The 21,534-nt window shown below is 73.5% G+C and carries 20 protein-coding genes; 12 read left to right on the forward strand and 8 right to left on the reverse strand.

Annotated elements, in window-relative coordinates:
* Nucleotides 1-7: 7 nt before the first annotated feature.
* The 5 genes from AB0L34_RS14205 to AB0L34_RS14225 all read right to left on the reverse strand — a co-directional run bounded on the left by AB0L34_RS14205 (nucleotide 8) and on the right by AB0L34_RS14225 (nucleotide 6,993).
* The gene (locus AB0L34_RS14205) at nucleotides 8-976 is read right to left on the reverse strand and encodes a TAXI family TRAP transporter solute-binding subunit (protein WP_363704868.1); all 969 of its coding nucleotides are present in this window, start codon (nucleotides 974-976) and stop codon (nucleotides 8-10) included.
* Complete coding sequence (locus AB0L34_RS14210) at nucleotides 973-1,365, reverse strand: roadblock/LC7 domain-containing protein (RefSeq protein WP_357450697.1); 393 nt, start codon at nucleotides 1,363-1,365, stop codon at nucleotides 973-975. Before AB0L34_RS14210 ends, AB0L34_RS14205 begins: the two co-directional genes overlap by 4 nt.
* On the reverse strand, nucleotides 1,362-3,770 hold the full coding sequence (locus tag AB0L34_RS14215; RefSeq protein WP_363704870.1) for a nitrate- and nitrite sensing domain-containing protein: 2,409 nt from the start codon (nucleotides 3,768-3,770) through the stop codon (nucleotides 1,362-1,364). Before AB0L34_RS14215 ends, AB0L34_RS14210 begins: the two co-directional genes overlap by 4 nt.
* Before the next feature lie 71 nt (nucleotides 3,771-3,841).
* Entirely contained in the window at nucleotides 3,842-4,861 is a 1,020-nt protein-coding gene (locus tag AB0L34_RS14220; protein WP_363704872.1) for a TAXI family TRAP transporter solute-binding subunit, read from the reverse strand.
* The gene (locus tag AB0L34_RS14225; RefSeq protein WP_363704906.1) at nucleotides 4,858-6,993 is read right to left on the reverse strand and encodes a TRAP transporter fused permease subunit; all 2,136 of its coding nucleotides are present in this window, start codon (nucleotides 6,991-6,993) and stop codon (nucleotides 4,858-4,860) included. The genes AB0L34_RS14220 and AB0L34_RS14225 overlap by 4 nt, the downstream gene beginning before the upstream one ends.
* 566 nt (nucleotides 6,994-7,559) lie before the next feature.
* Here AB0L34_RS14225 and AB0L34_RS14230 point away from each other — a divergent pair.
* Complete coding sequence (locus AB0L34_RS14230) at nucleotides 7,560-8,492, forward strand: ABC transporter ATP-binding protein (RefSeq protein ID WP_357450704.1); 933 nt, start codon at nucleotides 7,560-7,562, stop codon at nucleotides 8,490-8,492.
* A 110-nt stretch (nucleotides 8,493-8,602) separates the two neighbouring features.
* Nucleotides 8,603-9,139 (forward strand): hypothetical protein, encoded by a 537-nt coding sequence (locus AB0L34_RS14235; RefSeq protein WP_363704874.1) that lies wholly within the window; start codon nucleotides 8,603-8,605, stop codon nucleotides 9,137-9,139.
* Nucleotides 9,140-9,195: 56 nt separating this feature from the next.
* Here AB0L34_RS14235 and AB0L34_RS14240 read toward each other — a convergent pair whose 3' ends face one another.
* Nucleotides 9,196-9,441, reverse strand: coding sequence for a flavin reductase (locus AB0L34_RS14240; protein WP_363704876.1), 246 nt, complete (start codon nucleotides 9,439-9,441; stop codon nucleotides 9,196-9,198).
* A 430-nt stretch (nucleotides 9,442-9,871) separates the two neighbouring features.
* On the opposite strand from AB0L34_RS14240, the gene AB0L34_RS14245 reads away from it, so the two are divergent.
* Both AB0L34_RS14245 and AB0L34_RS14250 read left to right on the forward strand, forming a co-directional pair.
* Nucleotides 9,872-10,675 (forward strand): helix-turn-helix transcriptional regulator, encoded by an 804-nt coding sequence (locus tag AB0L34_RS14245; RefSeq protein ID WP_363704878.1) that lies wholly within the window; start codon nucleotides 9,872-9,874, stop codon nucleotides 10,673-10,675.
* Entirely contained in the window at nucleotides 10,666-10,854 is a 189-nt protein-coding gene (locus AB0L34_RS14250; RefSeq protein ID WP_363704880.1) for a DUF397 domain-containing protein, read from the forward strand. The genes AB0L34_RS14245 and AB0L34_RS14250 overlap by 10 nt, the downstream gene beginning before the upstream one ends.
* 125 nt (nucleotides 10,855-10,979) lie before the next feature.
* Here AB0L34_RS14250 and AB0L34_RS14255 read toward each other — a convergent pair whose 3' ends face one another.
* Both AB0L34_RS14255 and AB0L34_RS14260 read right to left on the reverse strand, forming a co-directional pair.
* Nucleotides 10,980-11,318, reverse strand: a complete 339-nt coding sequence (locus AB0L34_RS14255) for a hypothetical protein (protein WP_363704882.1) — start codon at nucleotides 11,316-11,318, stop codon at nucleotides 10,980-10,982.
* The gene (locus AB0L34_RS14260) at nucleotides 11,315-11,632 is read right to left on the reverse strand and encodes a PadR family transcriptional regulator (protein ID WP_350712258.1); all 318 of its coding nucleotides are present in this window, start codon (nucleotides 11,630-11,632) and stop codon (nucleotides 11,315-11,317) included. The genes AB0L34_RS14255 and AB0L34_RS14260 overlap by 4 nt, the downstream gene beginning before the upstream one ends.
* A gap of 164 nt (nucleotides 11,633-11,796) precedes the next feature.
* Between AB0L34_RS14260 and AB0L34_RS14265 the strand changes: the two genes are divergently transcribed.
* The 8 genes from AB0L34_RS14265 (at nucleotide 11,797) to AB0L34_RS14300 (ending at nucleotide 21,300) form a co-directional block, all read left to right on the forward strand.
* Nucleotides 11,797-12,597 carry an ABC transporter permease gene (locus AB0L34_RS14265; protein ID WP_363704908.1) on the forward strand — a complete coding sequence of 267 codons (801 nt, stop codon included), beginning with the start codon at nucleotides 11,797-11,799 and terminating at the stop codon, nucleotides 12,595-12,597.
* A 10-nt stretch (nucleotides 12,598-12,607) separates the two neighbouring features.
* Nucleotides 12,608-13,417 carry an ABC transporter permease gene (locus AB0L34_RS14270; protein ID WP_363704884.1) on the forward strand — a complete coding sequence of 270 codons (810 nt, stop codon included), beginning with the start codon at nucleotides 12,608-12,610 and terminating at the stop codon, nucleotides 13,415-13,417.
* A gap of 64 nt (nucleotides 13,418-13,481) precedes the next feature.
* Nucleotides 13,482-14,597, forward strand: coding sequence for a YihY/virulence factor BrkB family protein (locus AB0L34_RS14275; RefSeq protein WP_363704886.1), 1,116 nt, complete (start codon nucleotides 13,482-13,484; stop codon nucleotides 14,595-14,597).
* A 349-nt stretch (nucleotides 14,598-14,946) separates the two neighbouring features.
* Nucleotides 14,947-16,125, forward strand: a complete 1,179-nt coding sequence (locus AB0L34_RS14280; protein WP_357450725.1) for an ROK family protein — start codon at nucleotides 14,947-14,949, stop codon at nucleotides 16,123-16,125.
* A gap of 119 nt (nucleotides 16,126-16,244) precedes the next feature.
* On the forward strand, nucleotides 16,245-17,756 hold the full coding sequence (locus tag AB0L34_RS14285; protein WP_363704910.1) for a sugar ABC transporter ATP-binding protein: 1,512 nt from the start codon (nucleotides 16,245-16,247) through the stop codon (nucleotides 17,754-17,756).
* Nucleotides 17,753-18,874 (forward strand): ABC transporter permease, encoded by a 1,122-nt coding sequence (locus tag AB0L34_RS14290; protein WP_363704888.1) that lies wholly within the window; start codon nucleotides 17,753-17,755, stop codon nucleotides 18,872-18,874. Before AB0L34_RS14285 ends, AB0L34_RS14290 begins: the two co-directional genes overlap by 4 nt.
* Before the next feature lie 111 nt (nucleotides 18,875-18,985).
* Nucleotides 18,986-20,041, forward strand: coding sequence for a substrate-binding domain-containing protein (locus AB0L34_RS14295; RefSeq protein ID WP_363704890.1), 1,056 nt, complete (start codon nucleotides 18,986-18,988; stop codon nucleotides 20,039-20,041).
* 20 nt (nucleotides 20,042-20,061) lie between these two features.
* Nucleotides 20,062-21,300 (forward strand): Gfo/Idh/MocA family oxidoreductase, encoded by a 1,239-nt coding sequence (locus AB0L34_RS14300; protein ID WP_357450734.1) that lies wholly within the window; start codon nucleotides 20,062-20,064, stop codon nucleotides 21,298-21,300.
* Nucleotides 21,301-21,534: the final 234 nt, after the last annotated feature.

A 21,534-nucleotide genomic window follows, 5' to 3' on the forward strand; every position in this document is an offset into this window, starting at 1 on the left:
ACGTCGGTCACCCGCCCCGGTAGAAGCGGGCGGCCCCCGGGTGCAACGGGATCGGGTCGGTGCCGGCGGCGCTCTGCTGGGTGAAGTTGCCGCCCTCCGGGTGCACGCCGACCAGGTCGGCCTGGTAGGTGAAGAGCAGCCGGGTCAGGTCGTACGCCAACTGGTCGGGCATGTCGGCGCCGACCAGGATCACGTTCGCCACCGTGACGGTCGGCGTGGCGCTCGTCGTGCCGTAGACCTCCTTCGGCAGCTCGGCGGTCGTGTAGACCGAGCCGTGCCGGGCGCCGAGCGGCTCGATGAGGTCGGCGATCGGCAGCAGCGCGAACCTCCCCGGGGCGCTGGAGAGCAGGTCGGCGATGCCCGGCGTGGGCAGGCCGCCGGAGAAGAACATCGCGTCGAGCGTGCCGGCCCGCATCCGCTTGACCGTCTCCGGCAGGGACAGCGTGGCCCGGCGGACGTCGCGGTCCGGGTCGAGGCCGGCGGCCGTCAGCAGGCGCCCGGCGATGATGTCGGTGCCGGACTTCGGGGAGCCGGTGGAGACCCGCTTGCCGCGCAGCCCCGACAGGGCGGTGATCTTCGCGTCGGCCCGGACGATCACGTGGGTGTAGTTGCTGTAGACCCGGGCCAGCGCCCGGACGGGCTGGGGCTGGCCCTCGAAGGCCCCGCGCCCCTGCACCGCGTCCGCGGCCGTGTCGGCGAGGCTGAACGCGATCTCCATGTCGCCGCTGGCCAGCCGGTTGATGTTCTCCACCGACGCCCCGGTCGGCTCGGCCCGGGCCTCGTAGCCGGGCAGGTGGCGGCTGATCACGTCCGCGTAGCCGCCGCCGAGCTGGTAGTAGACGCCGGTGGTGTTGCCGGTGGCGAGGAAGATGCGACCGCCGTGCCAGGGCTGCGGCCCGGCCTCGGACGTGCCGCAGCCGGCGGCGAGCAGGGCCGCCAGCAGGGCCGCCAGCAGCCGTCGGGGCCGTCCGGTCACGCCCGGACCGCCGGCTCCAGCGCCTCCGCCACCCGCTGGACCAGCATGGCGGTCTCGTAGCCGATCTGGCCCAGGTCACAGCCGGGCGCGGCCAGCACCCCGACGAGCGCGCGCTCGCCCACCGCCATCACCAGCATCACCCCGCCGTCCATGTCGACGATCTGCTGGCGTACCCGGCCGGCGGACATCAGCCGCGCGGCGCCGACGGTCAGGCTGGCCAGGCCGCTGATCACGGCGGCGAGCTGGTCCACCTGGTCCGGCGCGAGGTCGGGGGAGGCCGCCAGCCGCAGCCCGTCGCCGGAGACGGCGAGGGCATGCGACACGTCCGGCACCTGCTCGGCGAAGTTGGCCAGCAGCCAGTCGAGGCTGGCGCTCGCGGATGGGGTCATGGGGTTCTCCTGGGGGGTGTCGTCTGCTGGGTACGTCGCGTCGCGGCGGCGACGCCCTCGGCGAGCGCGGACAGCCGGGAGCGCACCAGCTCGGGGTCGAGCAGGTCGTCCTTCGGCGGCGGCGCGGGGGCGTCGTGCAGCGCGGCCGGGAGTTGGCCGCCCCGGGTGCGGCGGGGCAGCCCGACCCCGGTGGTGGAGGCCGGCGCCGGGCCCGGCGGGGGCGGCGCGGGAACGGAGGACGGCGGGGGCGGCGCGGTGGCGGGGCCGGCCGGCCGCGCCCGGAGCACCGGGAGCGCGACCGTCGGCGCGCGGTGGATGCCGGCCATGTCGGGCAGGGCGGCCGGGTCACCCGACTCGCCCGGGCGGGCGCCGGTCGACACGGGCGGGACGGCCCGGGTGGACGGTGGCCGGAACCAGGGGGCCGCGGCGGTGGGCTCCGGCGTACGCCGTTCCGGGGCGGGCCGCGGGGCGACCGACTCGACCCGGGTCAGCGCCGACTCGGGGATGTCCACCTGCGCGACGGTGCCCGCGCCGGTGGCGTACAGGTGCACCCGCACGCCGTGCCGGGCCGCCAGGTGGGACACCACGTGCAGGCCCATGCTGCCGGCGGCGGCGCTGGAGAGCATCGCGGGGACGCGCAGCCGCTCGTTGATCGCGGCGAGCCGGCTGTCGCTGATCCCGATGCCCCGGTCGTGCACGCGCAGCGTGAGCCCGTCGATGGTGCGCCGGCCGTCGACGTGCACCGGCGCGTCCGGCGGCGAGTAGACGGTGGCGTTCTCCAGCAGCTCGGCGAGGAGGTGGACCAGGTTGCCGACGGCGTTTCCGTGCACCGCGACGGTGGGCACGTCGACCTCCACCCGGGGGTACTCCTCGATCTCCGAGGCCGCCGCCCGGATCACGTCGGCCAGCAGGTGGGCGCCCTCGTGCGCGCGGCCGGGCTCGCCGCCGGCGAGGACCAGCAGGTTCTCCCCGTTGCGCCGCATCCGTGCGGCGAGGTGGTCCAGCGCGAAGAGCCGGGCCAGGGCGTCGGGATCGGTCTCCTCGCGTTCGAACTCGTCGAGCAGGCGCAGCTGCCGGGTGATCAGGGTGCGGATCCGCCGGGCCAGCGCCTCGACCATCCGGGTCACGTCCATCCGCAGCTCGGCCTGCTCGCCGGCCAGCCGCAGCGCGGCCCGGTTCACCGTGTCGAACGCCTGGGCGACCTGGGCGACCTCGTCCCGGCCCTGCCGGATGCCGGCCGTGAGCCGGGTGGCCGCGCCCTCGGTCTGCGTACCGTCACCGGCCGCGATCGCGGTGATCCGCTCCGGCAGCTCGCGGTGGGCCATGGTGAGCGCCGCGACCCGCAGCCGGCGCAGCCGGCGGCTGGTGCGCACGGCGAGCAGCGCGGCGGCGGTCAGCGACGCCAGCGCGACGGCGGTGGTCGCGCCGCCGGTGACCAGGGCCCGCCGCCGCGCGTCCCGGGCCAGGCCGGCGGCCTGGCGGTCGAGTTCCTCGGACAGCTCCCGGCCGAGCAGGTTGTACCGGCGGATGGCGCCGCTCTGGGCCACGTACCAGGCGTCGCCGTCGGTCCGCAGCCCGCCCGGTTCGGTCTCCGCGTTGAGCGCGCTGTCCCGCATCCGCCGCGCCGTGGAGACGTCGGTGCCGGTCACCAGCCGGGCGTACGCGGCCGCCGACCGCCCGCCGGCGATCCGGGAGAACTCGGCCTGGCGCTGCTCCTGCGCGCCGCGCAACTGGCCGAGGCGGACCAGTTCCCCGTCCGCCAGCGCGCCCCGCACGAAGACGGTGCGGAGCAGGTCGCGTTCCAGGGCGGCGAGGTGTTCCTGGGCGGCCACCGCCGCCACCTCCCGGGCCCCGTTGGCCAGGTCCCGGTCGCGGACCTGGGCCGGCAGCGCGTCGGCGACGGCGAGCAGCGACTCGACCAGCGCCAGGTAGGTCGGGTCGGCGGTGGTGGCGTTGAGCGCGGCCTGGCGGGCCGGGACGAGCTGGCCGAGCTGCGCGTCGGCGCCGTCGAGCACCTGGCCGAGGTCCGGGGCGGCCCGGCGGGCGTCCCGGCTGGCACCGCGGTAACGCTCCACGGAGGTGTCGACCCGCCGCCGCTGCGCCTCGACGAGGGGACGGCCGGTCGAGCCGCCCCGCTGGCGCAGGGCCGCCGTCTCGCCGAGTTCCCGCTCCAGCTCGTGCACCAGGCGCACGGTGGCCGTCGCGGTGCCGGCGAGCACCCGGGCGCGGTCCGCGTCGGCGGAGGCGTCCAGCGCGGTGGCGGTCTGGGTGGCCCCCAGCACCACCAGACCGACCGTGGCCACCAGGATCGGCGCGAGCAGCTGGGTGCGTACCGACCACAGCCGGTCGGTGTGGTCGGTGGGCCGGTGGTGCCGGCGCACGCGGGCGGGGTCGGGAAGCGACACGCGGGCTCTCCGGGGTGGGTCGGGAGGGTGCCGGGCCCCGGGCGGTACGCCCCGGGCCCGGCACCGACGGGTCAGCTCGCGCCGAGGTCCTGCAACGCCTTGGCCGCGCCGCGGTGCAGCGGCACGGGGTCGGTCTTGCGGGCGGTGTCGAGGCTGATGCCCTTGGCCGCCGGGTTGGCCTGGGCCAGCGCGTCCTTCCTGTCGAACACCGTCCGGGCGATCGCGCAGGCCACGTTCGCGTTGAGGTCCTTGCGCACCAGCAGCACGTTCGGCACCACGATGGTCGGGGTGTCGGCCGACGTCTTGTACACGTCCGCCTTGATGGTCCCCGCCTGGTACGCCGGGTTGAGCTCGGCCATCTTGGGCAGCAGCGGGGTGATGTCGAGGAACTTCACCTTGTCGCCGGCCGTGGTGAACAGGTCGGTCACGCCGCCCGTGGGCACCCCGCCCGACCAGAAGAAGCCGTCGATGCTGCCGTCCTTGACGCCCTCGACGGTCTTGGTCAGGTCGAGCCGCTGCGCCTGGATGTCCTTGGCCGGGTCGAGGCCGGCGGCCTCCAGCAGCCGGTTGGCGATGACCTCGGTGCCGGACTTGGGGGAGCCCGTCGAGATCTTCTTGCCCTTCATGTCGGCGACCGAGTTGATCCCCGCGTCGGCCCGGACGACGACCTGCGTGTAGTTGTCGTAGATGCGGGCGAGCGCCTCGACCGGCTGCGGGGCGGTGAAGCTGCCCTTGCCCTGCACCGCGTTGACCGCCGTGTCGAACAGCGAGAAGGCGACGTCGTACTGGCCGCCGACGAGCTGTTCGATGTTCTGCACCGACGCGCCGGTCTCGGCGGCGGTGCCGCTCAGCTTGCCGTCGGTCGCCCCGGAGAGCTGGCCGGCGAGGGCGTTGCCGACCACGTAGTAGACGCCGGTGGCGTTGCCGGTGGCGATGCCGACGCGGGTGCTCTCGGTGACCTTGCAGGTGATCTCGCTGGCGGCGTCGTCCTTGGTGGCGCCGCCCTGACGCCCCCCGCAACCGGCGGCGCCCGCCGCGACGAGCGCCAGCGTGCCCACCCCCGCGGCGATCCGCACGTTGATCCGTCTCACTGTTTCTCCTCCCCATGGATGACCGTTGCGCCTGCTGACGGCACGCCGGTCGGGCCGGCGGTGCCGCGTCTGACGAGCACACCCGCCACCATGACGGCAGCCAGGGCGGCGCCGACGGCGACGGGTACGGGTTCGAGCCAGAGCAGCGTCAGCCCGGCGAGCGCGCCGAGGATCCGCTCCGGCGTGCCGGCCGGGCCGACGCCGGGCAGCCAGCCGCCCGCCGCCACCGCCAGCACGGCGACGCTGAGGGCGGCCACCACCCCCGCCACGGCGATCCGCTGCGCGCCCCCGATGCCGAGCAGCCCGAGGCCCGTCGGCGTGACCACGAAGGCGAGCGGGATGAGGTAGGCCGGCAGGGCGTACCGCAGGGTCTGCCACATGGTCGGCACCAGCCGGCCGCCGGTCACGGCGGCGGCGGCCACGGCGGCGAGCGCGGTGGGCGGGGATGCCTCGGACAGGACCGCGAAGTAGAAGACGAACATCGCCGCGGCCGGCGCCGTGACGCCCAGGTCCAGCAGGGCCGGACCGATGATCACCCAGCCGATCACGAAGGACGCGGTGACCGGCACGGCCAGCCCGAGCAGGGTGAGGGCGACGGCGGCGAGCAGCGCGGTGAGCGCCAGCACCACGGCCGGATCCGAGCTGACGGCCTTGGCCCCGCTGACCAGCAGCGCCGCGGCCTGCGGACCGAGGCCGGTCTTGGTGGTGGTGGCGGTGATGATGCCCGCCGCGGCGCAGACCGCGCTCACCGCGAGCACCCCGCGTACGCCGGCGCTCAGCGCGGCCAGCAGCCGGGCCGGGGTGAGCCGGTGCCGCCGGTCCAGGAAGGACAGCACCGCGGCCAGGACGGTGGACACCACGACGGCCCGGGTCGCGGAGAAGCCCACGGCCAGCAGCACGACGATCGCGAGCAGCGACAGGAAGTGGTAGCCGAACCGGCCCAGCAGCCGCCACGGGGAGGCGGTGTCGAGCACCACCGGGCGCACCCCCGAGCGCCGGGCGTCGATCTCGACCGCGAGCAGGATGCCGAGGTAGTACAGCACCGTCGGGACGGTGGCCCAGCCGAGCACCTGGAGGTACGACACGCCCAGGTACTCGGCGATGATGAAGGCCGCGGCGCCGAGGGTGGGCGGGGACAGGATCGCCCCGACGCCGGCCGCGGCGAGCATGCCGCCCGCGCGCTCCGGCGGGTAGCCGGCCCGGCGCAGGACGGGCCAGGTGACCGCGCCGATGCTGACCGTCGTCGCCGCGCCCGAGCCGGAGACGGTGCCGAGCAGGAAGCCCGAGGCGACGGCCGTGCGGCCGGCCGCCGTCCGGGAGCGCCGGAAGGCGGCGGCGGAGAGCTCCACGAAGAACCGCCCGGCTCCGGAGAGGTCCAGCACCGCGCCGTAGATGGTGAACAGCACGATGTACGTCGCCGCGACGTCGAGCGGGGTGCCGTAGAAGCCGCTGTCGGAGTTGTAGAAGGCGTCGACGAGCTGCCCGAAGTCGAGGCCGGCGTGGGCCACCGGCCAGGACTGGGGCAGCAGCCCGCCGTAGTAGCCGTAGCCGAGGAAGACCAGGCAGACGGCCGGCAGGATCCACCCGGTGGTGCGCCGGCACGCCTCCAGCAGCAGGAGCAGCAACACGGTGCCCATGGCCACGTCGACCCCGACCAGCAGGCCCTGCCGGTCGAGGAAGGCGTCGTACCCGCCGCCGCCGTCGCCGAGGGGGACCGGCAGCACCGGGTAGAGGCAGCTCACCAGCGCCGCGGCGGCCAGCACCCAGTCGACCACGGTCGGGCCCCCGCCCTCGTCGCGGTCGCCGGTGTCGGGCCGGCTCTCCCCGCCCGCTCGTCGGGCCCCGCGCCGCAGCCGCTCGGGCAGCCGCAGGTCCGCCGGGAACGCCAGGAAGACGACCGGCAGGACGCCGGCCAGGAAGATGACGAGGTAGAACTTGCTGCCCTGCGACAGCGGGCTGAACACCTGCCAGAGGGCGAGCAGCGCGATCGCGAGCGTGGTGCCGGTGATCAGGACGCCGACCGGCCCGGAGAGGACCCGTCCCGGCTTCTCGTCCTCGAACTGGGCGGCGAGGTCGCGCGGATCGGCGCCGGCGGAATCCTTCTTGTCGGGCGGTTCCGGCGGCAGCGGCATCGGGTCTTCGTCCACGGTGGATCCCGGGCCCACGGAAGGTGGCTGTGGGGCGGGGTCGCCGGAAGAACGTACTGGTGACACGAGGGGGCACGATACGCGAATTGCATACCTTAGGGAATATTGCCGGCCATGATTGCAGCCGGTAATGGCGACGGGTGAACAATTACGCAGAGATACTGCGGTTGTGGTCGCCTTTTGATCGGAATGTAACCCGGAACTGGCGACAATACGGAATGTCCGGCGGCGATTGAATCCGTCTTGTCCACTATGGTCCCGACAACGCCCTCCGGATCGTCTGCCCTGCCCAGCGGCCGACGCGGGCACGCCCGCCCCGGCGGCGCCGCGACGGAGAGTAGTGTCGTCGCTCTCCGTGCGCCCGCTCGGCCGATCCGGCCGCCGAGGGGTCCCCTACCTGGCCACCGCCCCTGTCGGGCCGTCGCCCCCGGTCGGCCCGAGGGGCGGCGGGACCCGGCCCGGTCGGCCCGCGGCGCGTCCCGGTGGCGGGGTCGGGCGTCCCGCCCGACAAACCGGTGGGACGTGTCGGACCGGGCGGTTAGGGTCGGGCGGTGACCACGCCTCAGCCACTCATCCGGGCGCGGGGGCTGGTGAAGCGGTTCGGCGACTTCACCGCCGTCGACGGCATCGACGTCGAGGTGCGCGCCGGTGAGGCGTTCGGCTTCCTCGGGCCCAACGGCGCCGGCAAGTCCTCCACCATGCGGATGATCGGGTGCATCTCCCCGCCCAGCGGCGGTGAGCTGCGCATCCTCGACATGGATCCCGTCCGCGACGGGCCGGCCATCCGGGCTCGGCTCGGCGTCTGCCCCCAGCTCGACAACCTCGACCCGGAGCTGACCGTCCGGGAAAATCTCACGACCTACGCGCGCTACTTCGGCATCCCCCGCCGGGTGGCCCGGGCCCGCTCCGCCGAGCTGCTCGACTTCGTCCAGCTCACCGAGCGGGCCGACAGCAAGGTCGAGCCGCTCTCCGGGGGCATGAAGCGGCGGTTGACCATCGCCCGCGCGCTGGTCAACGAGCCCGAGATCGTGCTGCTGGACGAGCCGACGACCGGCCTCGACCCGCAGGCCCGGCACCTGGTGTGGGAGCGGCTGTTCCGGCTCAAGCAGCAGGGCGTCACGCTGGTGCTCACCACGCACTACATGGACGAGGCGGAGCAGCTCTGCGACCGCCTGGTCGTGATGGACGGCGGCCGGATCGTCGCCGAGGGCTCGCCCCGCGCGCTGATCGAGCGGCACTCCACCCGGGAGGTGGTGGAGCTGCGGTTTGCCGCCGAGTCGCAGGAGGCGTTCGCCGGCAAGCTCGACGGCCTGGGGGAGCGGGTCGAGGTGCTGCCCGACCGGATCCTGCTCTACGTCCCCGACGGCGACGCGGCCGTGGCCGAGGTCGGCGCGCTGGGCCTGCACCCCGCCAACGTGCTGGTCCGGCGCAGCAGTCTGGAGGACGTCTTCCTCCACCTCACCGGCCGCACCCTGGTCGACTGAGTCGCGCACGTCCACGGGCGGCGCGGGGGGCGTCAGCCTCCTGCGACTCGTTCCGTAGCATCGGCGGGCCGGCGGCACGTTGCCGGCCGGGCGACGAGCACGGGGGTCTCATGTCGAGGTTGGAGTTCCAGTCCCGCCACCAGGCCGGGCTGGGTGCGCTCTACCTGGGGGTCTTCGCCACCATCTGGTTCAGCGTGCCGGCCGCCGACCAACCGTTGCGGGCCCTGCTCGTCGTCGCCAGCGGCGCGGCGCTGCTCACCGCGGTGGCCGGAGCGGTCGTGGTGGCCCGGAGCCGGAGGGTCGCCGTCGCCCGGGACCGCGCCGCCGAACGCCGTTACCTGCTGATCGTCGTCGCCGAGTTCGCCGCCGCCGGGCTGGGTGCCGCCGTGCTCGGTCTCGCCGGCTGGTCGGAGTTCATCCCGGTGCTGGTCTGCGCCGTGGTGGGGCTGCACTTCTTCCCCCTCGTGCCGGTGCTGCGCGACCCGCTGCTGCGGCCCCTCGGCGTCGCCATGTGCGCCGTCGCGCTGGCCGGGCTGGCCACCGCGCTCACCTCGGGGGTGTCGGCGGGCCTGGTCGTCGGCACCGGCGCCGGGCTGCTGCTGCTCGGCGCCGCGGTGCTGTCGCTGCTGCGGGCGGTCCGCGGCTGACCGGCCCGCGCCCGGCCTCGCGGTGCCACCAGAGCCGAGCCGGTCGGCCGTGCTGGTCATCGCGCCCTCGCCCAGCTCAGGAAGCGGTCGGCCAGCCCGTCCGGCACGGCCTGCCCGTTCAGGTCGGCCAGGTCGCCCGTCGCCTCGTACATCAGCGTGCCGAGGTAGATCAGCAGGCCGGTCCGGTTCTCGCGGTACTCGCCGAGCAGCGCCAGGCGGGCCGGGGAGCAGGGCCACGCGGCGCCGCACACCCGGCAGCGCCAGGACGGGCGCGCCGCGACGTGCGGGCGGTAGCGCGGCATCAGCGCGGGCCCTCCCCGGCGCGGCGCGGCGACGGTAGCCAGTGGCCGCCGTTCGCCCGCCATTCCTGCGCCCGGGTCAGCCGCCCCGGGCGGCCCGGGCCATCGGTCGGGAAGACCTCCGTCGGCGCGGTCGCCCACGCCGGTCGGTCGTTGGGCGTACGCCGGGGGAGCGTGGCGGGTGGCGTCGAGCGCCGGCAGCGCCAGAACCTGAGTCGCATGCGGTGAGCCTCCGTCGAGGTGGGAGGGGGCGCCCTGGACCTCGTTGTCTCCGGGCGCCCCGGCCTGGTTCCGCCCGCCGTCCGATCCCGTGAGCGGTTCCGCTGCGTGACAGTCTGGTGAGGATCCGACTACGGTGGGAGGTCCCGCGCGCCGACGACCAGGGCGTACGGCGGCCGTTGCCTGGCGGTACGAGGATGTACGGAGGCTGTCCGTGGAACGCTCGTCCATGCTGGACCACTTCGCGGAGGAGTTGCGGCTCGCCCGGGCCACCAGTGGCATGTCCCAGACCGCGCTGGCCGAGGCGCTGAGCTATTCGGGCGCCCTGGTCGCCAAGGTGGAGACGTGCGATCGCCGGCCGAGCCTCGACTTCGCCCGCCGCTGCGACACCGTGTTCGGTGCGGACGGGCGCTTCGAGCGCATCCAACGGCGGATCAGCCGCGAGACCGTGGTGCCCTGGTTCCGCGACTGGGCCGGCATCGAACAGGAAGCCAGCGCGCTGCGCTGGTTCGAGCCGCTTTACGTGCCGGGCCTGTTGCAGACCGAGACGTATGCGCGCGCCATCCTGGTCGGTGCCGGTCTGTTCGCGGCGGACGAGATCGAGCGGCAGGTCGCGACCCGGCTGGATCGGCAGGCGGTGCTCACCCGCGACCGACCGCCGCTGCTCAGTGTGGTTATCGATGAGTACGTGCTGCGCCGGCGGATCGGCGGGCCGGAGGTGATGCGCGAGCAACTGCGGCACTTGGTGAAGCTTGGTGGGGCGCTGCCCCGGGTGCGGATCCAGGTCGTACCGCTCTCCGCTGGGGCGTACGCTGGGCTTGATGGTCCCTTCGTGATCGGCACCTCACCCGCCGGTGACGACGTTGTCTACCTGGACGGGCAGCGCCACGGCCAGGTGATCGACCGCGCCGAGTACGTCCGACAGATGGTCGAGGTGTGGGAGTCGATCCGCGGTGAGGCACTATCGCAGCAGCAGTCCCTCGAATTGATGGCGGAAGTGGCGGAGACATGGACCTGAGCGGCGCCCGGTGGCGCAAGAGCAGCCGTAGCAACGGCAGCGGCGGAGCCTGCGTGGAGGTGGCCGACAACCTGCCCGGCGTGGTGGCCGTACGCGATTCCAAGGACCCGGCCGGTCCGGTGTTGGCCTTCGACCCCGCCGCCTGGCGGGCGTTCGTCTCAGGCGTCGCCCGGCGGTAGCTCGCCCACCACGGCCACCTGCCGGTCCCCGCGCGGCCGGGCTAAACGGCGTGTTCCCACACGTCGCCGTGTTACCCCGCACCTTCGGGCGCTGGTCCGGGCGGTCCGCGGTGGAGCGCCGCCGGTCAGCCGACGATGAGCAGCCCGACGCCGGCCAGCAGGGTCGCGGTGAACACGGCGGCGAGGGTGGCGGCGCGACGGCGGGCGTGCGTGCCACCGATCAGCTTCAGGGCGAGGGCGAGCGGGCCGATGGGCTGCATGGCGTGAGGTCCTTTCGGGCTGGTGGCGGCGATCCGGACGGCGGCGCCGAGGGTGCCCGCGGCGAGCCGGAGGGGTGACATGCCGAGTTCGGCGGCGCCGTGCACGTCGGCCTGCCACTGTTCGAGATGACGGGCGCGGGAGGGGCCGGGGAGCAGCGCCGCGGCGCAGCGCACGAGGACGAGCGCGGCCCGGACGGGCGTCATCGTGCCTCCCGCAGCCGGGCCGGGCGGTGGTGCGTCGCCCGGGTGTCGGCCCGGGCGCAGACCCGCCGGGCGGCCACCGCTCCGTCGGCGGTGAGCTGGTACATCCGCCGCCGTGGGCCGCGGCGGTCGGTCTCGTCCTCCCAGTGCGAGGTCACCCAGCCGTTGCGCTCCAACCGTTCCAACAACGGGTAGACGCTGCCGGACGGGCGCCCGGTGACCTTGATGATCTCCAGCCCCCAGCGTGGCCGGTCGCTGTCGACCAGCACCCGCAGGACGTCGACCGTCGCCGCACCGATGCGTCCGAGTGGCTCCACGAGTCCAAGGCTACCTATGTAGATTAAGCCCGTCCAGGGAATGGAGGGACCCCGCTCGGGGCGGAAACTGCCATGACAGGTGCGTACGCCGGTCGTAGGGTGGCTGCGGCCTGTCGTACCCCTTGGGTAGGAAGGCCGTGGTGGACGGGGGTGGTCGCGTGAGCGTGGCGCAACAGGCGCGGGAGCGGGCGCGGCCGTCGCCGCCACGGGTGCCGGCGCTGGCGGTTCTGGCGCACTACCTGGTCGGCTACCGGCGCACCTGGCGGGCCGGCGTCTTCTCGTCGTTCCTGCTGCCGGTGCTGACCGTGCTGGGGTTCGGGGTCGGCGTCGGGGCCTACATCGACCAGGGCGTCGGCGGGGTGCGTTATCTCGAGTGGATCGTGCCCGGCCTGATCGCGTCGACCGCCCTCCAGACGGCGATCGGCGAGTCGACGTGGCCGGTGTTCAGCAACTTCCAGTGGATCAAGACCTACTTCGCGCAGAGCGCCGCGCCGCTGCGGGTGGGCGACATCCTCAGCGGGCACCTGGCGTTCGTGCTGTTCCGGGTGGTCACCACCATCGCGGCGTTCCTGCTGGTGACGACGCTGTTCGGGGCGCTGCGCTCGCCGTGGGCGGTGGCCACGCTGCCGGTGGTGGCGCTGCTCGGCCTCGCCGTCGCCGCGCCGACCTTCGCGTACGCGTCGGTGGTGTCCACCGACAGTTGGCTGGCGATGCTGCTCCGCTTCGCGGTGATCCCGATGACGCTGTTCGCCGGGGTGTTCTTCCCCGTCGAGTCGCTGCCCACGGCGCTGCGCTGGCTGGCGTACGCGACGCCGCTGTGGCACGGCGTCGACCTGTGCCGGGCGGCGACGCTCGGCGTCGCTCCGCAGTGGTCGGTCGCCGGCCACCTGCTCTACCTCGCGGCCTGGGCGGTCGCCGGCTGGTTGCTGGCCCGCCGCGCGTTCCGTCGCCGGCTCGTCGTCTAGGAGGGGTGTTGTGGTCAGTCTCGTCCTGCCCCGGCTGGTCGACGTCGCCGCCGCGACCCGCCGGTCGACGTCGGTGGCCGAGCGCAACGTCGCGGCCCTGAAGTCCGTCTACTGGCTGCTGCTCGTCTCCGGCTTCGTGGAGCCGCTGCTCTACCTGCTCTCCATCGGCGTCGGGGTGGGCGCGCTGGTCGGCGACCTCACGCTGTCCGGCGGCCAGGTCGTCACGTACGCGGCGTTCGTCGCGCCGGCCATGCTCGCCTCGTCGGCGATGACCGGCGCGCTGTCGGAGACGACGTTCAACTTCTTCGGCAAGATGAAGTACATGAAGCTGTACGACGGGGTGATCGCCACCCCGGTGCAGCCGTTCGAGATCGCCCTCGGGGAGTTGGGCTGGGCGATGCTGCGGGGCGGGTCCTACTCGGCCGCGTTCCTCGTGGTGATGGTGGGGATGGACCTGACCACCGTGGCCCGGGCCCTGGTCGCCTTCCCGGCGGCGGTGCTGGTCGGCTTCGCCTTCGGCGCGCTCGGCATGACGATCTCCACCTTCATGCGCAGTTGGCAGGACTTCGACCTGATGGGCTCGGCCCAGTTCACCCTCTTCCTCTTCTCCGGCACGTTCGTCCCCGCCGAGGCGTACCCGTCCCTGCTGCGCTGGGTGGTCGAGGTGACCCCGCTCTACCGCGCGGTGCACCTGATCCGCGGCGTCACCGTGGGCACGGCCGGCTGGGCGTGGGTGCTCGACGTGCTCTACCTGCTCGCGGTGCTGGTTGTCGGCCTGCTGGTCGCTTCGCGCCGGATGGGCAGGTTGCTCTACCGGTAGGTGGTTAATCGTCGCCGCTGCCGGGGCATGTCGGGGGGACATGAGCCGAGCAGAGGGAGGGGCGATGGCCTCCGACGAGTCTTCCGCCCGCGGCGGGCGCGAACGCGACGATTCCGGCGCCGTGGCCGCCGGCGGGGCGGGCGGTGACCGACGGACGGGCCGCGCCGACCACAGCCCGGATCCGGCGCGGCGGCACCGCCCCGGGCGCGGCCCGGTCGGGCCCGACGAGGGCCCCGAAAGCCCGACGGCGCTGCCGGGCACCGGGTGGAAGGCGGCGCTGCGGCGCACGCTGCGGGAGTTCCAGGACGACAGCCTCACCGACTGGGCGGCGGCCCTGACCTACTACGGGGTGCTCTCGATCTTCCCCGGCCTGCTGGTGCTGGTCTCGATCCTGGGTCTGCTCGGCCCGCGCGCGACGCAGGGCGTCAAGGACACCGTCAACCAGGCCGTTCCGCAGGAGAACATCCGGCAGATCGTCGAGGGGGCGATCAACCAGGCGCAGCAGAGCGGGGGCTTCGCCGGGCTCGCCGCGGTCCTCGGTCTGCTGGCCGCCTTCTGGTCGGCCTCCGGCTACATCGCCGCCTTCATGCGCGCCTCCAACACGATCTATGACGTTCCGGAGGGGCGGCCGATCTGGAAGACGCTGCCGATCCGGATCGGGGTGACCGCGGTGATCGGCGTGATGCTGCTGGCCAGCGCGGTGATCGTGGTCTTCACGGGCGGCCTCGCCGCGCAGGTCGGCGAGGCGATCGGGCTGGGCTCCACCGCGGTCACCGTGTGGAACATCGTGAAGTGGCCCGTGCTGCTGCTCCTGGTCAGCCTGATGTTCGCGATCCTCTACTGGGCCTCCCCGAACGCGAGGCACGGGGGGTTCCGCTGGGTGAGCCCGGGCGGCGTGCTGGCTGTGGTGATCTGGCTGGTGATCTCCGGGCTGTTCGCCCTCTACGTCAGCAACTTCGGCTCGTACAACAAGACGTACGGGGCGCTCGCGGGTGTGATCATCTTCCTGATCTGGCTGTGGCTGAGCAACATCGCGATCCTCCTCGGCGCGGAGTTCGACGCCGAGCTGGAGCGCAGCCGCGCCATCGAGGCGGGCCACTCGCCCGACGAGGAGCCCTACGTCGAGCTGCGCGACGACCGCAAGCTCCGCAAGAAGCGGAACGCGGCCAACCGCCGCTGACCCGACCCCCGGGCCCAGCCCCACCACGCCCCGCCGCCCACCCGGGCGGCGGGGCGCCCTTCTGCCCCCACCCGCACCCCCACGCTCCCACGCCCCGCGATCTTGCACTTTCGGCCCGGATCTCGCCCCGGTACGCCGCGTTTCCCGGGGCACGAACCGCAAGATCGCCGAGGGTGTACGGGCGGGTGCGGGGCGTGCGGGGTTGCGGGGGACTTTTGCTCGATCTGACAAAAGTTGGCGTTGGATGTGCTGAAGGTATGGACAGCCGGCGCAGAAGGCTCCTACTGTGTCGGACACAACACATCGGTGATACGTCGATGTGAACGAGGCGCGGGAAGAGGTGAGTCCGGTGCGGACGGTCGACCCCCTGCACGTCCGGCTGCTGCGGTTGCTCCGCGACGAGGGGGCGGTGTCCCGGGCCGAGCTGGGCGACCGGTTGCAGATGCCCCGCCCCCGGCTGCTGGCCGAGCTGGAACGGCTCGTCGGCCTCGGTTACGTCGCCGAGGCGGGGCTCGCGGCCTCCCGGGGCGGCCGGCGCTCCACCCTCGTCGAGCTGAGCCCCCACCTGCGGTTCGCCGCCGTGGACCTCGGCGCCAGCTCCATCGACGTCGAGGTGGTCAACGGCCGCCTGGAGCCGGTCGCCGCGTACGCCGAGCCGGCCGACATCCGCACCGGACCGAAGGTGACCCTCCAGCGGGTCAACGAGCTGCTGCACAAGGCCCGGGTGGACGGCGCCTACGAGCGGCTCGACGCCGTCGGCATCGGCGTGCCCGGCCCGGTCAGCTTCCGCGACGGCGTGCCGGTCTCCCCGCCGATCATGCCCGGGTGGGACCGGTTCCCGGTGCGCGAGCTGCTCACCCGCGAGCACGGCTGCCCGGCGGTGGTCGACAACGACGTCAACATCATGGCGATCGGGGAGCGGCACGGCGGGGTCGCCCACTCCGTGGACGACTTCCTCTTCGTGAAGATCGGCACCGGAATCGGGTGCGGGATCTACCTCAGCGGCGAGGTCTACCGGGGCACCGACGGCTGCGCCGGCGACATCGGCCACATCCAGGTCGACGCGCACGGCCCGATGTGCTCCTGCGGCAACCTCGGCTGCCTGGAGGCCCTGTTCAGCGGCGCCGCGCTGGCCAAGGACGCGACCGCCGCGGCGCGCGCCGGCACCTCGCCCGCGCTGGCCGAGCGGCTCGCCGCGCGGGGCGCGGTGACCGCCCGGGACGTGGCGGAGGGCGCCGGCGAGGGCGACGTCACCTGCATCCAGCTCATCCGCGACGGGGGTCGGCGGGTCGGTGGGGTCCTGGCCGGGCTGGTCAGCTTCACCAACCCGTCGATGATCGTGATCGGCGGCGGGCTCGCCCAGCTCGGGCACATCCTGCTGGCCGAGATCCGCAGCGTGGTCTACCGCCGGTCGCTGCCCCTGGCCACCGGCAATCTCCCGGTCGTCCTGTCCGAGCTGGGGCCCCGCGCCGGCGTGGCCGGCGCCGCCGTCCTGGCCAGCGACGTGGCCTTCGCGGAGGCGTCGTGAACGAGCGCGAGGAGGAGAACGTGGCCCAGCCCGAGAAGACGGCCTCCACCACGCCGGCGGATGTCGTCCCCGCCGACACTCCGCTGGTCGAGGCGCCCGCCGACGCCGTCGCGGGCGAGGTGGTCCTGCGCCTCACCGACGTGGTCAAGACCTTCCCCGGCGTACGCGCGCTGGACGGGGTGCAGTTGGAGGTGCGCGCCGGCGAGGTGCACTGCCTGCTCGGGCAGAACGGCGCCGGCAAGTCCACCCTGATCAAGGTGCTGGCCGGGGTGCACCGCCCCGACTCGGGGCAGGTCGAGTGGCGCGGCCAGCCGGTCGGCTTCGCCAACCCGCAGGCCGCCATGCGCGCCGGCATCGCCACGATCTACCAGGAACTCGACCTGGTCGAGGACCTATCCGTCGCGGAGAACGCCTTCCTCGGCCACGAGCCGCGCCGGTTCGGTTTCGTCCAGCGCGGCCACATGGCCCGCCGGACGCGGCAGATCCTCGGTCGGCTGGGTCACGCCGAGATCCCGCCGAACCGGATGGTCCGCTCGCTGCCGGCGGCCGCCAAGCAGGTGGTCAGCATGGCCCGGGCGCTGTCGCACGAGGCCCGGCTGATCATCATGGACGAGCCGAGCGCGGTGCTGGCGCACGACGAGGTCGGCAACCTGTTCCGGATCATCCGGGAGCTGACCGCCCAGGGCATCGCGGTCATCTACATCTCCCACCGGCTCGAGGAGATCCGCGAGATCGGCGACCGGGTCACCGTCCTCAAGGACGGGCGGACCACGGCGGCGAACCTGTCGGCCCGCGAGACCCCGACCCGCGACCTGGTCTCCCGGATGACCGGCCGCACCATCGAGTACGTCTTCCCGGACCGCCCCGCCGAGGCGGCGGCCGGCGAAGGGCTGCTCCGCGTCGACGGGCTGACCCGGGCCGGCGAGTTCGCCGACGTGTCGCTGTCCGTGCGGGCGGGCGAGATCGTCGGCATCGCCGGGCTGGTCGGCTCCGGCCGATCGGAGCTGCTGGAGACCATCTACGGCGCCCGCCGGGCCGACGCCGGCACCGTCACGATGGCCGGAAAGGCACTGCGTCCGGGCAGCGTGGGCGCAGCGGTCCGCGCCGGCCTCGGCATGGCCCCGGAGGAGCGCAAGAGCCAGGCGCTGCTGCTGGGCGAACCGATCTACCGCAACGTCACGCTGGCCACCTTCGGCCGGTACGCCCGGGGCGGCTTCACCGACACGGGCAAGGAGCGGGCCGAGGCGGACCGCATCGCCGAGAGCCTCGACCTGCGCCCCCGCGACGTCCGCCGGCCGGTGCGCACGCTCTCCGGCGGCAACCAGCAGAAGGTCGTGGTCGGGCGGTGGCTGCTCGGCGACACGAAGCTGCTGTTGCTGGACGAGCCGACCCGGGGCGTGGACGTCGGCGCCCGGGCGGAGCTGTACCAGGTCGTCCGCTCCCTAGCCGCCCGCGGCGTCGGGGTGCTGCTGGTCTCCAGCGAGGTGCCGGAGGTGCTCGGCCTGGCCGACCGCGTGCTGGTCATGCGCGAGGGCCGGGTGGTTCGCGAGGCCCCGGCCGCCGAACTCGACGAGAACACCGTGCTCGACCTCGTCATGGCGGGGTCCCTGATGGAAGGCGCACCGGCATGAGCGACACAGTGCCCACCTCCACCGCCGCGCCGGGGCGCGGTACGGACCTTCCGGCGCAGTCACCGCCGGTCGACCCGGCGGAGACCGCCCTGGCCAGCGAGAAGGCCACCGGCCGGCTCTCCTGGTGGCACGGCGACGCCGGCGAGGGCGCCCTCCGCAACCTCGCCCTGATCGGAGTGCTGGTCGCGCTGATCGTGATCGGCGCCCTCACCCGTTCCGACCTCTACTCCAACCCGGACTGGGTCTGGGACAACGTGCTCAGCATCCTCAAGCTCGCCTCGGTGGTCGGCGTGGTCACCGTCGGTATGACGTTCGTGATCATCGGTGGCGGCATCGACCTGTCGGTGGGGGCGATCGTCGCGCTGGCCGGGGTCTGGTGCACGACGGTGGCGACCCAGAGCTACGGCGCCGGCGGCATGATCTTCAGCGCGCTCACCGTCGGGCTGGCGGTCGGCCTGATCAACGGGCTGCTGATCTCGTACGGGCGGCTGGTGCCGTTCATCGCGACCCTGGCGATGCTGGTGGCGGCCCGGGGGCTGGCCGCCGAGATCTCCGACAAGCAGACGCAGGTCTCGGACAACGGCTTCATCAACGGCCTCGCCAGCAACAACCTGCTCGGCATCCCGCTGCTGGTCTACATCCTCGCCGCCGTCGTGGCCGCCGGCTGGGTGCTGCTCAACCGCACCACCTTCGGCCGGCGTACGGTCGCCGTCGGCGGCAACCCGGAGGCGGCCCGGCTCGCCGGCATCAACGTCAAGCGGCACACTTTGCTGCTCTACGCGCTCTCCGGCCTCTGCTGCGGCATCGCCGCCGTCATGCTCACCGCCCAGGCCAACTCGGCCCAGGCGGCGATGGCGAACCTCTACGAGCTGGACGCGATCGCCGCCGCGATCATCGGCGGCACGCTGCTCAGCGGCGGGCGGGGGACCATCATCGGCTCCCTGCTCGGGGTGATCATCTTCGCCACGATCACCAACCTCTTCGCGATCAACGGCCTCACCACCGAGGCCCAGAACATGGTCAAGGGCGGCATCATCGTCGCGGCCGTCCTGGTCCAGCAGGTGCAGTTCCGCAGCCTCACGCAGTTCCTCGGCCGAAACCGGCTCACCACCACCTGACCCCCTTCGAGTGACAACCTGCCGCACCTGGGCCACCCGAACAGACGACGGTGGCCGGACCTCGCACACCCGAAATCCCCCTTCACCCCCCGTAAAAAACAGGAGGTCGTCATGACCCAGCACAGCCGCGACCTGTCGCGCCGCCGGCTGCTCTTCGGCGGGGCCGCCGTCGGCGCCGGCGTGCTGCTCGCCGGCTGCACCAGCAACGAGACCCAGCCCACCGAGGCGCAGACCAAGGCCGCGGGCGCCCCCGGCGGCAACAGCGAGCCCGGCAAGCGGGTGACGATCGGCTTTTCCGCGCCGGCCGCCGACCACGGCTGGATCGCCGCCATCACCAACAACGCCAAGGCGCAGGCCGGCACGTACTCCGACGTGGAGTTCAAGACGGTCGAGGCCGGCGCCGACGCCGCGGCCCAGCGGGCGGCGCTGTCGACGCTGGTCTCGCAGAAGCCCGACGTGATCGTGCTGCTGCCGCACGACGGCAAGGAGCTCAACGCCTTCGGCCTGGAGGCGATGAAGGCCGGCATCCCGGTGGTCAACCTGGACCGGGCGTTCCCCGACGCCAAGGCCTACCGGCTGCAGATCAAGGGCGACAACTACGGCATGGGCGTGGCCGCCGCCACGTACATCATCGCCCAGCTGAAGGCCAAGAACCTCACCAACCCGGTGATCGGCGAGATAGCCGGCATGGAGGAACTCGAGCTGACCCAGGAGCGGTCGAAGGGCTTCGCCGACACGCTGGCCCAGGCGGGGCTGAAGGTCGCCAACCGCCGCTCGGCCCGGTTCACCGCCGACTCGGGCCAGCAGGAAGCCTCCCAGCTGCTCCAGGCCCTGCCAAAGATGGACGCCCTCTGGAACCACGACGACGACCAGGGCATCGGCGTGCTGGCCGCGATCAACCAGGCCAACCGCAAGGAGTTCTTCATGGTCGGCGGCGCCGGCTCGAAGAAGGCGATGGAGGACATCCAGGCCGACAACACGGTGCTCAAGGCGACCGTGACCTACAGCCCGTCGATGGCCTCCTCGGCGATCTCCCTGGCCCGGCTGATCGGCCAGGGCAAGGGCATGTCCGACCTGGTGGAACTCCAGGTGCCCAAGGAGATCGTCCTCGCCTCCGAGACGATCACCAAGGAGAACGCGGGCAACTACCTGAAGCTCGGGTTCTGACACACGGGGGGAGACCCACCTTGTCCACGACAGACAGGCAACTGCGGGTCGGCATGGTCGGCTACGCGTTCATGGGCGCCGCGCACTCGCAGGCGTGGCGCACCGTGAACCGGGTGTACGACCTGCCGACACGGGCCCGGATGGCGCTCATCTGCGGCCGGGACGCCGGGAAGGTGGCCGACGCCGCCGACCGGCTCGGCTGGGAGGCGTACACGACCGACTGGCGCGACCTCGTCGCCCGGGACGACATCGACGTGGTCGACGTCTGCACACCCGGGGACAGCCACGCCGAGATCGCCCTCGCCGCGCTGGCCGCCGGCAAGCACGTGCTGTGCGAGAAGCCGCTGGCGAACACGGTCGCCGAGGCCCGGGCGATGGCCGCCGCGGCGGCCACGGCGCGGGCGTCCGGCGTGCGGTCGATGTGCGGGTTCAACTACCGCCGGGTGCCCGCGGTCACGATGATGCGCCAGCTCGTCGCCGACGGGCGGCTCGGGGTGATCCGGCACGTCCGGGCGACGTACCTGCAGGACTGGATCGTGGACCCGCAGTTCCCCCTGGTCTGGCGGTTGCAGCGGGACCGGGCGGGCTCCGGCGCGCTCGGTGACATCGGCGCGCACATCATCGACCTGACCCAGTACGTCACCGGGCAGCGGATCAGCGGGGTCAGCGCCGTGACGGAGACGTTCGTCAAGGAGCGCCCGCTGCCGGGCGGGTCGAGCGGGCTGGCGGCCACGGTGGACGGGGGCGCGGTCGACGGCAACGGCGCCGACGGGCACCGCCCGGCCACCGGCACGGTCACCGTCGACGACGCGGCGGTCTTCGTGGCCCGGCTCGACGGTGGCGCGCTGGCCACGTACGAGGCGAGCCGGTTCGCCACCGGCCGCAAGAACGCGCTCCGGGTGGAGATCAACGGCTCTCTCGGGACCGTGGCCTTCGACCTGGAACGCCTCAACGAGCTGGAGTTCTTCGACGCGACGCGACCGGCCGCCGAGCAGGGCTTCAGCCGCATCCTGGTGACGGAGGGGGAGCACCCGTACATGTCGGCGTGGTGGCCGCCCGGCCACATCATCGGCTACGAGCACTCCTTCACGCACCAGATGCGGGACTTCGTCGAGGCGGTCGCCACCGGCGTCGACCCGGCCCCCTCCTTCGCCGACGGGCTCCAGGTCCAGCTCGTGCTGGACGCGGTCGCCCGGTCGGCGGAGCTGGGCTCCTCGTGGACGGAGGTGGAGCCCGCGCTGGCCTCGGTGGCCGTCTGAGCCACCTCCGGCGTCGACCGGCGAGGGACCGGCCGCGGTTGCGCCCCGCGGCCGGGACGAGGTCGGCACCGGAGGACGTGCAGCCGGGTCGCCACGGCCCGGTGGCGCACGAGCAGGACGGTCGTCCGGTGCGGCCGGACCGGGATTCCCCAGTCGCACCGGAGGACCGCCACCACCCGGCGATCCCGCCGGGCCGCGTCACCCCACGACGTCCGGTCGGGGCGCGCCGTCGCC

Origin of the sequence: Micromonospora sp. NPDC052213, assembly GCF_040679695.1 — a bacterium.
Classification (GTDB): Bacteria; Actinomycetota; Actinomycetes; order Mycobacteriales; family Micromonosporaceae; genus Micromonospora.

Bases quoted from the DNA above. Each gene is read 5' to 3' on its own strand.
- AB0L34_RS14210 (WP_357450697.1), bottom strand. From the start codon at position 1,365: ATGACCCCATCCGCGAGCGCCAGCCTCGACTGGCTGCTGGCCAACTTC.
- AB0L34_RS14225 (WP_363704906.1), bottom strand. From the start codon at position 6,993: ATGCCGCTGCCGCCGGAACCGCCCGACAAGAAGGATTCCGCCGGCGCC.
- AB0L34_RS14235 (WP_363704874.1), top strand. From the start codon at position 8,603: ATGTCGAGGTTGGAGTTCCAGTCCCGCCACCAGGCCGGGCTGGGTGCG.
- AB0L34_RS14240 (WP_363704876.1), bottom strand. From the start codon at position 9,441: ATGCCGCGCTACCGCCCGCACGTCGCGGCGCGCCCGTCCTGGCGCTGC.
- AB0L34_RS14250 (WP_363704880.1), top strand. From the start codon at position 10,666: ATGGACCTGAGCGGCGCCCGGTGGCGCAAGAGCAGCCGTAGCAACGGC.
- AB0L34_RS14255 (WP_363704882.1), bottom strand. From the start codon at position 11,318: ATGACGCCCGTCCGGGCCGCGCTCGTCCTCGTGCGCTGCGCCGCGGCG.
- AB0L34_RS14275 (WP_363704886.1), top strand. From the start codon at position 13,482: ATGGCCTCCGACGAGTCTTCCGCCCGCGGCGGGCGCGAACGCGACGAT.
- AB0L34_RS14290 (WP_363704888.1), top strand. From the start codon at position 17,753: ATGAGCGACACAGTGCCCACCTCCACCGCCGCGCCGGGGCGCGGTACG.
- AB0L34_RS14295 (WP_363704890.1), top strand. From the start codon at position 18,986: ATGACCCAGCACAGCCGCGACCTGTCGCGCCGCCGGCTGCTCTTCGGC.